We start from the raw sequence: 12790 nt of genomic DNA on the forward strand, positions 1-12790 counted from the left end.
GCTAACGGAAATGCTGTGGGAGGGGCTTGTTCCGCGAAGGGGCTGGCTATTACTAACTCTCCTACTATTGTTAATGTTTCCTTAATAGCAAGCTCACACACTAACTATCGGATTTCTCGATAATCGAAAGCAATCTTTTCCGCTTTAATTCGATACGTTTCGCGTTAGTCTGTGCACAGCTTTCAGGGGAAACACAGCATCATGCAACTGCGCAACTCATCTTCTCGCTATGGCGTCGTCAGCATCGTCCTGCACTGGGGCGTGGCGTTGGCAGTTTTCGGTCTGTTCGGCCTGGGCCTCTGGATGGTCGGTCTCGACTACTACAGCCCATGGCGCAAATCGGCCCCAGACCTGCACAAGAGCATCGGCCTGGTGCTGCTGGCGGTGATGATGCTGCGGGTACTCTGGCGTTTCGTCAGCCCACCGCCTCCGGCACCGGCAAACCACGGGCCACTCACCCGTGTCGCCGCCAAGCTGGGGCACCTGGCGCTGTACCTGGGGCTGTTTGCGGTGATGGGTGCCGGCTACATGATTTCGACCGCCGATGGCGTTGGCATCCCGGTCTTCGGCCTGTTCGAAGTGCCGGCCCTGATCAGCGACCTGCCCGACCAGGCCGATGTGGCGGGTGTCATTCACCTGTGGTTGGCCTGGGGCCTGGTGGTCTTTGCCGTGCTGCACGCCCTGGCAGCCTTGAAACACCATTTCATCGACCGTGACGCGACCCTGACTCGCATGCTGGGCCGCAAAGCTTGACTCTCAACTCAATTGCAAAGGAAGGAAGTAAGGATGTTGAAAAAGACTTTTGCCGCTCTGGCGCTCGGTACCGCATTGTTCTCCGCTGGCCAGGCCATGGCTGCCGACTACAAGATCGACAAGGATGGCCAGCACGCGTTCGTCGACTGGAAGATCAGCCACCTGGGCTACAGCTTCATTCACGGCACCTTCAAGGACTTCGACGGTAGCTTCAGCTGGGACAGTGCCAAGCCTGAAGCCAGCAAGATCAACGTAGAACTGAAGACTGCCAGCCTTTGGTCGAACCACGCCGAGCGTGACAAGCACATCACCAGCAAAGACTTCCTGGATGTGAATAAATACCCTGAGGCCAAGTTCGTCTCCACGAGCGTCAAGTCTACTGGCGAGAAAACCGCAGATGTAACCGGTGATCTGACCATGCACGGCGTCACCAAGCCTGTGACCTTCAAGGCGACCTTCAATGGTGAAGGCAAGGACCCGTGGGGCGGTGAGCGCGCAGGCTTCAATGCCACCACTACCCTTAACCTGAACGACTTCGGCATCAAGGGCCCGGGCCCAACCTCGCAGACCCTCGATCTGGATATCAGCCTCGAAGGTGTGAAGCAGAAGTAAGCCTTTGCCCTGGCAATGAAAAACGCCGCCCGATTGGGCGGCGTTTTTGTTTGTCTGTTCGGGCCTCATCGCCAGGAAGCAGGCGATGAGGCCGGTACAGATCAGCCCTTGCGGGTCAGCAGCGCAGGGCGCTCGCCACGGGGGCGGCTTGGCAGGTCGTCCAGTTGCTCAGGCGTCGGGTAACGGTCGAGCTTGGACTCCTTGCGGATGATCACCGGCTGGTTCTGCGGCTCGCGCGAGCTGCGTACTGCCGGCTCCTGGCGCAACCCATCGTCTCGACCGGCCGGGCGGTTGCGCCCACCACCATCACGACGGCCGCCACCGCCATTGTTGTTGCGCGGTGGGCGCTTTTCACCGCTGGCGTTACGTGGTTGCCCGCCATTACGGCCCTGGCCACCCCCGTTGTTGCGCTGGCCAGCGCCCTGGCCTTGCTGGCCGGCACCGGCAGTGCCACCTGGGCGACGGTTGCGGCCTTGGTTCTTGGCGTTCTGGTAAGGGCTGACGTAGTCGGCACGGTTGCCGAAATTGTCGACGTCGTCGTCCAGGAACTCTTCCGGGTCACGGTCGGCTGGCGCTTTCGGCGCGCTCGCCTGGCTCGCCTGCTGCTGGCGTGGCTTCTTGTCACGCGGCTTGCGAGGCTGTTGCTTGTCGCCGGCCTTTTCCTTGTCGGCAGATTTTTCCGCCGCTTGTGGTTTGGCCTTGCCTTTGTCCTTGCCTTTGTCCTTGCGGCCACCGCTGCCGTCTTTGCCGCCTTCACCGCGAGCCTGCTGGTTACGGCCACCGCGGCCGTTGTTTTGCGGGCGTTCGCGTACTTCTGGCTTCTCGGCTTCCACCTGGCTTGCATCGAAGCCCATCAGGTCGCCATCGGCGATTTTCTGCTTGGTGACGCGCTCGATGCTCTTGAGTAGTTTTTCTTCATCTGGCGCGACCAGGGAAATGGCCTCACCCGAGCGCCCGGCGCGGCCGGTACGGCCGATACGGTGAACGTAATCTTCCTCGACGTTCGGCAGCTCGAAGTTGACCACGTGAGGCAGTTGGTCGATATCCAGCCCGCGTGCGGCGATGTCGGTGGCGACCAGCACGCGTACGGCGTTGGCCTTGAAGTCGGCCAGGGCCTTGGTGCGGGCGTTCTGGCTCTTGTTGCCGTGGATCGCGGCGGCGGTCAGGCCGTGCTTTTCCAGGTACTCGGCCAGGCGGTTTGCGCCATGCTTGGTGCGAGTGAACACCAGCACCTGCTCCCAGGCACCCAGGGTGATCAGGTGCGCCAGTAGAGCACGCTTGTGGCTGGCGGGCAGGCGATAGACGCGTTGCTCGATACGCTCGACCGTCGTGTTCGGCGGGGTGACTTCGATGCGCTCCGGGTTGTGCAGGAGCTTGTCGGCCAGGTCGGTGATGTCCTTGGAGAAGGTCGCCGAGAACAGCAGGTTCTGGCGCTTGGCCGGCAGGCGGGCGAGGACCTTCTTGACGTCATGGATGAAGCCCATGTCGAGCATGCGGTCGGCTTCGTCCAGTACCAGGATTTCCACATGGGCCAGGTCGACCTTGCCTTGACCGGCCAGGTCGAGCAGGCGGCCAGGGCACGCGACAAGAACGTCGACGCCCTTGGCGATGGCCTGGATCTGCGGGTTCATGCCAACGCCGCCGAAGATGCAGGCGCTGACCAGGGGCAGGTCACGGGCGTACACCTTGAAGCTGTCATGCACCTGGGCTGCCAGCTCGCGGGTTGGCGTCAGCACCAGGACACGCGGTTGGCGCGGGCCATGGCGCTGGGATTTGTCGGGGTGACCGGCTGGGAACAGGCGCTCGAGAATCGGCAGGGCGAAGCCGCCGGTCTTACCAGTACCAGTCTGAGCGGCAACCATCAGGTCACGGCCTTGCAACACGGCGGGAATGGCCCGCTGTTGCACCGGAGTCGGCTGGGTGTAGCCCGCAGCTTCGATAGCGCGGACAAGTGCCTCGGAGAGACCGAGGGAAGCAAAGGACATGGGCAATCCTGTTCTCGTGGGGGCTGGGCCCGTTGGGATGTTCTGCCTGGCGCGACGGGCATCGGTGAGATGCGATCGCGTCCGGTCCAGCTTGGCTTTCACTGCACATCCGGGACGCGGGGGGTGGACGCCAATGGGGCGTCAGTGCCGATCGGGATGCTTGTTGCGAGGCCGAGCGTCCGGGCGTGAGCCGGGCGGGAAGGCCCGAGTATAACAGAGCTATTGCAGCGTGCTGCTTTCCTGCTGCTCAACGGCGTCAGGAAGATAGCTGGCGTCGCCAATATAACGTTCGATTATCGCGACAAAGGCCGGCTCCTGCTTGAACCGACGCAGTTCATCGGTGAAGGCCTGAGCCAGCGCTTCGCGGCCAGGTTTGCGTGCTAGCCCCAGATACTGTGGCTGGCGACTGATCACCAACGGCAGCTCCTCGACCTGTTGCTCCAGGCCCAGTTGCCGACGCAGAAAGCGCCCGACCATGCGGTCGGTGATCAGCAGGTCGATGCGGCCAAGCGCGAGTTTGCCGAAGTTGGCTTCATGGCTGGGGGCCGATTCACGCCTGAAGCCCGATGCTTCCTGGAACTCCGGACCGTAGGCATAACCTGGCGAGGTGCCTACGGTCAGGCCATTGAGGTCGCTGAGCTGGTGGATGACATGACGACGGCGGTTGGCCTGGTACAACACGAATTCGGCATCCGACATGGGCTCCAGCGGGTAGATCATGTAGGCCGTGCGTGCATCGACCTTGAATATGTCCATCACCCCGTCCGCCTGGCCTTGCTCGATCATGGCCAGACAACGCTTCCAGGGCATGAACTGCCACTCCACCTCAACGCCCAACCGCTTGAACACTTCGCGGGTAACTTCGTAGTCGATGCCCTTGGGTTCGCCGCCCTCCTGGTAGATGTACGGGGCCCAGTCGTCGCTGACCAGGCGCAGGCGCTCACCAAGCGCCATCGGGCTCAGGCAGGCGAGCAGGAAGATGCACAGCAGGCGGGTAATAACGGGCATGGCGCGAGATTACGCGCTCGGGCGGGGCAAGGCCAGAGACGGCTCAGTGTGCTGCGGTTCTGAGCAGGTGTGCCTCGATGTCTTTGCGCCGCTCGCCCAGCGACAAGCGCAAGCCCGGATGGCGCAGGCACTGGCGCAGTTGCTCGGGAGCCATGTTGCCATTGCGTTCGTTCAGATTTGCCAGCGCCTTGTCCCACCAGGCTGGCGCACAGGCGCGGTCGAACTCGTTGGGGTAGGGGTAGCAGCCGTACAGCAATTCACGGGCAAACTGGCGCTCATGGCTTGGCAGGGTCAGGCTCAGCGCCTTGTAGCCCAGGCGGTGCAGCGCCGGTGGCCGCGGCAGCTGGTCGTTGACCTGCAGTACGTCAGCCAGCGCCGCCGCACTCAATGGGTCGTCACCATGCTTGCGCAGCCACGCCTGGATCTTGGCACGGAACTGGGCCTTGCGGCTCCAGTAGTGATGGATGACGTCGGTACATTCAGCCAGCTCGAGCTTGCGGTACGCCGCCACCGCCAGGCAGAACTCTTCCAGGGTATAGGCCGTTCGGGCCAGCGGGTAGAGTTCGTCCATCAGTGCGATGGAATGGTCGAGCGCCGGGGCGTCGGCTGCGGTGAGCCCGATCACTCCGGAGTTCAGCAGCGGCATCTGGCAATCGGCCAGGTCACGTTGCTGAAGAATGGCCAGCAGGTTCTTGTACAGCAGACACTTCTGGTTGGCGCCATAACGCGGGCCGATGAAGTTGCACAGCAGGCGGCCCTGGCCGACGCGGTGGAACAGTTTCATGGGCGAGGTGCGGAAGAAGGTGTCGGTGTCGATCAGCACGGCCAGTGGATGCTGCCGCAGTACCTCGCGCAGCAGTACGTGCTTGCTGCGAAAATGGTAACCGTGCGGTTCGTTCCAGGCCTTGCGGGTGGCTTCGTCAAGCAGGTGCACGGTGACCGGCAACTTGCGGTAGGGCGCCGGGTTGTCGGTGTAGACCTGGATGTCGATGGCCTCGCCAGCCTTGGTGTCCAGGTGCGCCAGGGCGCTGACGATACTGAAGCAAGCCTCATGATGATAAGTGGCCGGCCCGAAGGCCAGGTAGACCAGTTGCGGGCGCGAAGGCGAGAGCGGTGGCATTTCTGGCAAGACCTGCATGTTCCAGTAAGGAAATAAGGCCTCAGTCTATGACCAAAGCCTTAATCATTACTGAATAAGATCTTGCCAAAAAGTTTCAGCGAGGCAGCTTCAGATTGTTCCAGATAGCCAGGCTGGCATCGGCTTGGTTCAGCGTATAGAAGTGCAGGCCCGGTGCGCCGCCTTGCAGCAGTTGCTCGCACATGTGGGTGATCACTTCTTCACCGAAGGCCTGAATGCTTGCGGTATCGTCGCCATAGGCTTCCAGCTGCTTGCGGATCCAGCGCGGGATCTCGGCGCCGCAGGCGTCGGAGAAACGTGCCAGCTTGCTGTAGTTGGTGATCGGCATGATGCCGGGCACTACCGGAATGTCCACGCCCAGCTTCTGTGCGCGCTCGACGAAATAGAAGTAGCTGTCGGCATTGAAGAAGTACTGGGTGATGGCGCTGTCGGCACCGGCCTTGACCTTGTGCACGAAGTTGGCCAGGTCGGCCTCGAAGTTGCGCGCCTGCGGGTGCATTTCCGGATAAGCGGCGACTTCCAGGTGGAAGTGGTCACCGGTTTCCTGGCGGATGAACTCGACCAGGTCGCTGGCATAACGCAGTTCGCCACTGGCCATGCCCATGCCCGACGGCAGGTCGCCACGCAGGGCAACGATGCGCTTGATGCCGGCAGCCTTGTACTCGGCCAGCAGGGCGCGTAGCTCGTCCTTGGTGTCGCCGACGCACGACAGGTGCGGGGCGGCCGGTACCTTCACTTCACTTTCCAGCTGCAGCACGGTGTTCAGCGTGCGATCGCGGGTCGAACCGCCGGCACCGTAGGTGCAAGAGAAGAAGTCCGGGTTGTAGGTCGCTAGCTGCTTGGCAACGGCCATCAGCTTTTCGTGACCGGCGTCGGTCTTGGTGGGGAAGAACTCGAAACTGTAGCGGCGTTCTTGTGACATCACTCGTTCCTCGAGCAGCGCGCTTCGGCGGCGTGCTGCAAGTAAAAGCCAGATCGGTGATGGCCGATCTGGCTTGGGCATCGTTCAAGATCTCTGCTGCCTGAGCTGCAAGCGGCGTGGCAACACCAGCCGCTTGAGGCTCCAGGCTTGCCGCTTAGTAGCGGTAGGCGTGCGGCTTGAACGGGCCTTCGACGGTCACGCCGATGTACTCGGCCTGCTGCGGGGTCAGCTGGGTGACCACGCCACCGAAGCCGCGGACCATTTCCAGGGCCACTTCTTCGTCGAGCTTCTTCGGCAGCACTTCCACGGTCAGGCGCTCGGCCTTCTTGGCGGCAGGCAGCTCGGCGAACTTCTGCTCGAACAGGAAGATCTGGGCCAGAACCTGGTTGGCGAACGAACCGTCCATGATGCGGCTTGGGTGACCGGTGGCGTTACCCAGGTTCACCAGGCGGCCTTCGGCCAGCAGGATCAGGTAGTCGTCGTTCTGCGGGTCGAAGGTACCGGCGCCGGTGCGGTGAATCTTGTGCACCTGCGGCTTCACTTCTTCCCATGCCCAGTTCTTGCGCATGAAGGCCGTGTCGATTTCGTTGTCGAAGTGGCCGATGTTGCAGACCACGGCACGCTTCTTCAGAGCCTTGAGCATGTTGGCGTCGCAGACGTTGACGTTACCGGTGGTGGTGACGATCAGGTCGATGCGGCCCAGCAGATCGGCGTTGATGCCGGCTTCGGTACCGGTGTTGATACCGTCCTTGAACGGCGAAACGACTTCGAAGCCGTCCATGCAGGCTTGCATGGCGCAGATCGGGTCGACTTCGGTGACCTTGACGATCATGCCTTCCTGACGCAGGGACTGGGCCGAGCCCTTGCCCACGTCACCGTAGCCGATCACCAGGGCTTGCTTGCCCGACAGCAGGTGGTCGGTGCCGCGCTTGATGGCATCGTTCAGGCTGTGACGGCAGCCGTACTTGTTGTCGTTCTTGCTCTTGGTGACCGAGTCGTTGACGTTGATCGCCGGGACTTTCAGCTCGCCCTTGGCCAGCATGTCCAGCAGGCGGTGCACGCCGGTGGTGGTTTCTTCGGTCACGCCGTGGATCTTGTCCAGCATGGCCGGGTATTTCTTGTGCAGGATTTCGGTCAGGTCACCACCGTCGTCCAGCACCATGTTGGCGTCCCATGGCTGACCGTCCTTGAGAATGGTCTGCTCGATGCACCACTCGTACTCCTGCTCGGTTTCGCCTTTCCAGGCGAACACAGGAATGCCGGCAGCGGCGATGGCGGCAGCGGCCTGGTCCTGGGTGGAGAAGATGTTGCAGGACGACCAGCGTACTTCGGCGCCCAGGGCGACCAGGGTTTCGATCAGCACGGCGGTCTGGATGGTCATGTGGATGCAGCCGATGATCTTCGCGCCCTTGAGCGGTTGCTCGGCTTGATACTTGCGGCGCAGGCCCATCAGAGCGGGCATTTCCGATTCGGCGATGATGACTTCTTTACGGCCCCAGTCGGCCAGGGAGATGTCGGCGACCTTGAAGTCGGAAAAACCTGCAGGCGTGTTTACAGCGCTCATTGAGAGCCTCCATTCGTAGTGTGCGAATGGGCGCCGTTGTGCGTTGAGCGTCCGCTTGAGCGGACAACGCCCCATCCGAGCCTGACAGGCCGAGCCTGCTGCAGCGCCCCTCGGACAGGTGGCGGGCATGGCACCGCTAATGGCTGCCATGTGAATCGGCAGGGATTATAGCCGCGGCTGTGTGACACACCCAAGGCTTTCTGTCGATTTATCGAGACGATAGTCGATGTTCAATGGAGAGGCTGGCGCCGCTCTGCCATCATTACTTCACGTTAGCCAAGCAGGTCAGGAGTACTATGAACTTTCACACCCGCAAATGGGTAAAACCCGAAGACCTCAACCCCAACGGCACACTGTTCGGTGGCAGCTTGCTGCGCTGGATCGACGAAGAGGCGGCGATCTACGCCATCGTCCAGCTGGGCAACCAGCGCGTGGTGACCAAGTACATGTCGGAAATCAACTTCGTCAGTGCCTCGCGTCAGGGCGACATCATCGAGCTGGGTATCACGGCCACCGAATTCGGCCGCACCTCGATCACCTTGCGCTGCGAAGTGCGCAACAAGATCACTCGCAAGAGCATCCTCACGGTAGACCGCATGGTCTTCGTCAACCTAGGCGAAGACGGCTTGCCGGCGGCCCATGGGCGGACCGAGATCAAGTACGTGCAGGACCAGTTCCCGGATTCGGCGGTGGAGTGATGGCTTCGGGGCTGCTCTGCAGCCCAATCGCCGGCAAGCCGGCTCCCACAGGGCTGACACAGCCCGTGAAAGCCGTGGAGTACCTGTGGGAGCCGGCTTGCCGGCGATTGGGCCACGAAGCGGCCCCCGCCATCCTCAAGCCTGTGCGCTGACCCTTCGCACCACCCCGCCGATGCTCAACCCCTGCACCAGAATCGACGACAGCACCACGATGTAGGTGATCGAAAGCAGCAGGTCACGTTCGCTCCCCTGAGGCAACGACAGGGCTAGCGCCACCGAAACCCCGCCTCGCAAACCACCCCAGGTCAGCACCCGCACCGTGCCTTTCGGCACACTGCGCCAGCGCCGCAGCAGCACGATGGCCGGTGCCACCGTCAGCAAGCGTGACAGCAGCACCGCCACCGCCAGCACACCGCCTGCCGCCAGGTGCAGCCAGTTGAACGGCAGCAGCAACAGTTCCAGGCCGATCAGCGCGAACAGCAGGGCGTTGAGCATGTCGTCGATCAGTTCCCAGAAACCGTCCATGTAGCGGCGGGTCATGTCGTTCATCGCCAGGTTGCGCCCCAGGTTGCCGATGATCAGGCCGGCCACCACCATTGCGATCGGTGCCGAGACGTGCAACTCGTAGCACATCGCCGAGCCACCGATGACCAGTGCCAGGGTCAGCATGACCTCGACCTGGTACTGCTCGACGCTCTTGATCATGCGGTAGGTGGCGTAGCCGATCAGCCCGCCGAACACCACGCCGCCGACGGCTTCGCGGGCGAACAGCAGCGCGGTGTCGGAGAAGCTCGGCGTTTCGCCCAGCTGGATGATCCCCAGCAGCACGGTGAATACCACGACAGCCGTGCCATCGTTGAACAGCGACTCGCCGACGATGGTGGTTTTCAGCGGTTTGGAGGCGTTGGCGGTACGCAGGGCCCCCAGCACGGCGATCGGGTCGGTCGGGGAGATCAGTGCGCCGAACAGCAGGCAGTAGATCAGCGGCACCTGCCAGCCGAACAGGGCAAATACCCAGTGCGACAGGTAGCCGATGACTACGGTGGCAATCAGTACGCCAAGGGTCGCCAGCAGGCCGATGGGCCAGCGGTAGCTGCGCAGGTCTGCAAGGTTGACGTGCAGTGCGCCGGCGAACAGCAGGAACGCGAGCATCCAGTGCATCAGCAGGTCATTGAAGTCGATCTGGCTCATCAGCCCTTCGACGCGCTCTTCCAGGCCCGGGAAGCCGATCAGGCTCAGGCCCTGGAGCATCAGGGAAAACAGCAGTGCCGTAACCATCACGCCGATGGCGGGCGGCAGGCCGATGAAGCGGTAATTGACGTAGGTGAGGAGGGTGGTGAGGCAGATGAACGCGGCTACTAATTCAAGCATCCCAAATCCTGTAACGATGGCTTCCAAGTCGTACCCGAGGGGCATCGGGCAGTTGTTTGATGACCTGGCGATGGTTTCGGGACACAGCTTTGACCGGATTTGTTCTTTTCGTTCCATGGCTCCTTCCGGGCCGGAAGCGTTGTATCGTTGCCAGCTCTGACTGCAAGGAGCGCCCCGCGTGTTGGCAACTTCCCTGGTTCTGATCGCCGCCCTGCTGCACGCGACCTGGAACACCCTGATCAAATTTAGCGGTGAGCGCTTGCTGGTCATCGCCAGCATGGACACCGTGGCGCTGGTCTTCGCCGTGTTCGCCGTGGCGTTCACCGAATTTCCCCCGGCCGAGATCTGGCCCTGGTTGCTCGCCTCGGCGCTGGCCGAGCAGCTGTACCGCTTCCTGCTGATCCAGGCCTACCGGGTCGGCGACCTGGGCCTGGTCTATCCTCTGATGCGCGGGCTGTCGCCGCTGGTGGTGCTAGGGCTGACCCTGGCGTTCGCTGGCGAGTCGCTGAGCCAGCAGCAGATCATCGGCATTCTGCTGATCCCTTGTGGCATGGCCTGCCTGTTGTGGCAGGGCGGCGGCGGGGATCGGCTGCCCTGGTCGATGTTGCCGGTGGTGGCGCTAATCGGCTTGTGCATTGGCTGCTATACGTGGTTCGACGGGCAGGCTGTGCGGCTGTGGGGCAAGCCTTGGGACTACCTGGTGTGGCTGACCTTGCTCAGCGCCTGGCCATTCCCGGTGCTGGCCAGCGTGGCGCGGCGGGCACCGTTCGTGTTGTTCTGGCGCATGCAATGGCGGTTGGGCCTGGCGGTGGGGCTGTGCGTGCTGCTCAGCTACGCGCTGGTGCTGTGGGCCATGCACCTGGGCTCGGTGGCCGAGACCGCGGCGTTGCGTGAGCTGAGCGTGATCCTGGTGGTGCTGCTGGGCATGCGCTACCTCAAAGAACCTTTTGGCGGGCCAAGACTCCTAGCATGCGGGCTGGTCCTGGCAGGCATGCTGGTGATGAAGCTCTAATCCATTTTCGAACAAGGAGTCATGAGCATGACCGTTGCCCTGTGGTGCATCCTGATCGCGCTGGTGCTGGCGCCGCTTTGTGCGTTGATCGCCAAGGTCAGTAGCGGCCGCTTCGGCCTGAAGGACAATCACGACCCGCGCGCCTTCCTCGACACGCTGTCGGGGCTGCCGCGTCGTGCCCATGCCGCGCAGCAGAACAGCTATGAAGCGTTTCCGGCCTTCGCGGCGGCAGTGCTGGTGGCGGATGTCGTCGGCAATGCCGAGCAGGTGACGCAGGATGTGCTGGCGGTGATGTATATCACCAGCCGGCTGCTGTACATCATCTGCTACCTGGCGGACTGGGCGGCGTTGCGCTCGCTGGTGTGGTTTGCCGGGTTGGCGTTGATCGTGTCGTTCTTCGTGGTTTCTGCCTGAGATCGAGTTGCCTTCATCGCCGGCAAGCCGACTCCCACAGGTAGCGCACAGCTCCTGAGCGCTGTGATTTCCTTGTGCGAGCCGGCTTGCCGGCGATGAGGTCAGTACAGGCTCACAGAACCTTCGGCACCTCGGGCAATGGCTTGCCCTTGGGCCACAGCATCCAGATCTGCCCCTGCTGCTTCATGTTGCCAGCCAGTTCCCCGGCCTGCGGGCCAGTCCCCCAGAACAGGTCTGCGCGCACTTCGCCGGTGATCGCGCCGCCGGTATCCTGGGCGCCGACCGGTCGGACCACAGGGCTGCCATCAGGTCGCGTGGTGGACAGCCACAACAGGCTGCCCAGCGGGATCACCTTGCGGTCGATGGCAACGCTGTAGCCGGCAGTCAGCGGCACGTTGAGCGACCCGCGTGGCCCCTCGTTGCTGTCGGGGCGGGTGCTGAAGAACACATAGCTGGGGTTGCTGGCCAGCAGTTCCGGTACGCGCTGCGGGTTGGCCTGGGCCCAGGAATGGATGGCGCCCATGCTCACGTCTTCTTTCTTCAATTGGCCCTGTTCGATCAGCCAGCGACCAATCGGTCGGTAGGGGTGGCCGTTCTGGTCGGCGTAACCCAGGCGCAGTTGCCGGCCATTGTCCAGTTGCACGCGCCCTGAGCCTTGGATCTGCAGGAACTGCAAATCCATCGGGTCGGTAAGCCAGGCCAGCACAGGTGCCTTGGCGCCGTCGCGGTAGATCACTTCGGCGGTGTCATAGGGTTTCAGTACGCGCCCTTCAAGGCGGCCGCGCAGACGCTTGCCCTTGAGCTCGGGGTAGACGCTCGCCAGGTCGACGACAATCATGTCCTCGGGAATGCCATAGACCGGCACCTGGGCCTTTTCGGTGCGCTTCAGGCTGCCTGGATAAACCGGCTCGTAGTAGCCGGTGATAAGGCCGTTAGCGTTGTTTTCGGCTGAGCGCAGTCCGTAGACCTGCAGTTGCTGCTGCAGGAAACCACGTACCTGGGCGGCATCCTCTGGGATGGCTTGCGCCGCTTCACAGGTGGCGGCCCACACCGGGTCGCGCTTGAGTTTTTCACAACCCGCCCGCCAGGCCTCGAAACCTGCAAGCAGGTCGCTATCGCTGACCTTGGGCAGGTCGTTCCAAGTGGCGGGTGCGTAGGTGGCGATGGCATGCGGCTCTGGCTTGGCGTTTTCGCCGCCATTGCAGCCCGCCAGCAGGGCCAGGGCCGGGAGTGTCCAGGCCAGGTGGCGCAGGGCAGATTTCATTGGTGGGTTCCTGTCAGCGGTGAACATGAAGAATCACCCCTGTGTTTTA

Annotated in this window: 12 protein-coding genes and 1 riboswitch; of the genes, 5 read left to right on the forward strand and 7 right to left on the reverse strand. The window is 62.5% G+C overall.

Annotation, left to right across the window (positions count from 1 at the left end; translation table 11 throughout):
• The first annotated feature begins 201 nt into the window (after positions 1-201).
• On the forward strand, positions 202-753 hold the full coding sequence (locus KU43P_RS02125; RefSeq protein WP_317660847.1) for a cytochrome b: 552 nt from the start codon (positions 202-204) through the stop codon (positions 751-753).
• 33 nt (positions 754-786) lie between these two features.
• The gene (locus KU43P_RS02130; RefSeq protein ID WP_317660848.1) at positions 787-1365 is read left to right on the forward strand and encodes a YceI family protein; all 579 of its coding nucleotides are present in this window, start codon (positions 787-789) and stop codon (positions 1363-1365) included.
• Between the two features lie 101 nt (positions 1366-1466).
• On the opposite strand, the gene KU43P_RS02135 is transcribed toward KU43P_RS02130, so the two are convergent.
• The 5 genes from KU43P_RS02135 to ahcY form a co-directional block, all read right to left on the reverse strand.
• Positions 1467-3350, reverse strand: a complete 1884-nt coding sequence (locus tag KU43P_RS02135) for a DEAD/DEAH box helicase (RefSeq protein ID WP_317660849.1) — start codon at positions 3348-3350, stop codon at positions 1467-1469.
• Positions 3351-3569: 219 nt separating this feature from the next.
• Positions 3570-4358, reverse strand: a complete 789-nt coding sequence (locus tag KU43P_RS02140; RefSeq protein ID WP_317660850.1) for a substrate-binding periplasmic protein — start codon at positions 4356-4358, stop codon at positions 3570-3572.
• A 43-nt stretch (positions 4359-4401) separates the two neighbouring features.
• On the reverse strand, positions 4402-5478 hold the full coding sequence (locus tag KU43P_RS02145) for a hypothetical protein (RefSeq protein WP_317660851.1): 1077 nt from the start codon (positions 5476-5478) through the stop codon (positions 4402-4404).
• Between the two features lie 94 nt (positions 5479-5572).
• A complete protein-coding gene (gene metF, locus KU43P_RS02150; protein ID WP_317660852.1) occupies positions 5573-6418 on the reverse strand; it encodes a methylenetetrahydrofolate reductase [NAD(P)H] in 846 nt (281 codons plus the stop codon).
• Between the two features lie 154 nt (positions 6419-6572).
• Complete coding sequence (gene ahcY, locus KU43P_RS02155; RefSeq protein ID WP_079229976.1) at positions 6573-7982, reverse strand: adenosylhomocysteinase; 1410 nt, start codon at positions 7980-7982, stop codon at positions 6573-6575.
• Positions 7983-8003: 21 nt separating this feature from the next.
• Positions 8004-8100, reverse strand: a riboswitch (S-adenosyl-L-homocysteine riboswitch).
• Between the two features lie 178 nt (positions 8101-8278).
• Between ahcY and KU43P_RS02160 the strand changes: the two genes are divergently transcribed.
• Positions 8279-8680, forward strand: coding sequence for an acyl-CoA thioesterase (locus tag KU43P_RS02160; protein ID WP_085676699.1), 402 nt, complete (start codon positions 8279-8281; stop codon positions 8678-8680).
• Between the two features lie 135 nt (positions 8681-8815).
• Here the strand turns inward: KU43P_RS02160 and KU43P_RS02165 are convergent, their stop codons facing one another.
• Complete coding sequence (locus tag KU43P_RS02165) at positions 8816-10051, reverse strand: cation:proton antiporter (RefSeq protein WP_317660853.1); 1236 nt, start codon at positions 10049-10051, stop codon at positions 8816-8818.
• A gap of 178 nt (positions 10052-10229) precedes the next feature.
• On the opposite strand from KU43P_RS02165, the gene KU43P_RS02170 reads away from it, so the two are divergent.
• Together KU43P_RS02170 and KU43P_RS02175 are read left to right on the forward strand one after the other, a co-directional pair.
• Positions 10230-11063, forward strand: coding sequence for an EamA family transporter (locus KU43P_RS02170; protein ID WP_317660854.1), 834 nt, complete (start codon positions 10230-10232; stop codon positions 11061-11063).
• A 27-nt stretch (positions 11064-11090) separates the two neighbouring features.
• The gene (locus KU43P_RS02175; protein ID WP_317660855.1) at positions 11091-11477 is read left to right on the forward strand and encodes an MAPEG family protein; all 387 of its coding nucleotides are present in this window, start codon (positions 11091-11093) and stop codon (positions 11475-11477) included.
• A gap of 112 nt (positions 11478-11589) precedes the next feature.
• Here the strand turns inward: KU43P_RS02175 and KU43P_RS02180 are convergent, their stop codons facing one another.
• The gene (locus tag KU43P_RS02180) at positions 11590-12741 is read right to left on the reverse strand and encodes a murein transglycosylase A (protein ID WP_317660856.1); all 1152 of its coding nucleotides are present in this window, start codon (positions 12739-12741) and stop codon (positions 11590-11592) included.
• Positions 12742-12790 lie beyond the last annotated feature (49 nt).

Origin of the sequence: Pseudomonas sp. KU43P, assembly GCF_033095865.1 — a bacterium.
In the GTDB taxonomy this organism is placed as follows: domain Bacteria; phylum Pseudomonadota; class Gammaproteobacteria; order Pseudomonadales; family Pseudomonadaceae; genus Aquipseudomonas.

Coding starts and splice junctions, on each gene's coding strand:
- KU43P_RS02160 (WP_085676699.1), top strand. CDS start 8,279: ATGAACTTTCACACCCGCAAATGGGTAAAACCCGAAGACCTCAACCCC.
- ahcY (WP_079229976.1), bottom strand. CDS start 7,982: ATGAGCGCTGTAAACACGCCTGCAGGTTTTTCCGACTTCAAGGTCGCC.
- KU43P_RS02145 (WP_317660851.1), bottom strand. CDS start 5,478: ATGCCACCGCTCTCGCCTTCGCGCCCGCAACTGGTCTACCTGGCCTTC.
- metF (WP_317660852.1), bottom strand. CDS start 6,418: ATGTCACAAGAACGCCGCTACAGTTTCGAGTTCTTCCCCACCAAGACC.
- KU43P_RS02130 (WP_317660848.1), top strand. CDS start 787: ATGTTGAAAAAGACTTTTGCCGCTCTGGCGCTCGGTACCGCATTGTTC.
- KU43P_RS02125 (WP_317660847.1), top strand. CDS start 202: ATGCAACTGCGCAACTCATCTTCTCGCTATGGCGTCGTCAGCATCGTC.
- KU43P_RS02135 (WP_317660849.1), bottom strand. CDS start 3,350: ATGTCCTTTGCTTCCCTCGGTCTCTCCGAGGCACTTGTCCGCGCTATC.
- KU43P_RS02175 (WP_317660855.1), top strand. CDS start 11,091: ATGACCGTTGCCCTGTGGTGCATCCTGATCGCGCTGGTGCTGGCGCCG.
- KU43P_RS02140 (WP_317660850.1), bottom strand. CDS start 4,358: ATGCCCGTTATTACCCGCCTGCTGTGCATCTTCCTGCTCGCCTGCCTG.
- KU43P_RS02180 (WP_317660856.1), bottom strand. CDS start 12,741: ATGAAATCTGCCCTGCGCCACCTGGCCTGGACACTCCCGGCCCTGGCC.
- KU43P_RS02165 (WP_317660853.1), bottom strand. CDS start 10,051: ATGCTTGAATTAGTAGCCGCGTTCATCTGCCTCACCACCCTCCTCACC.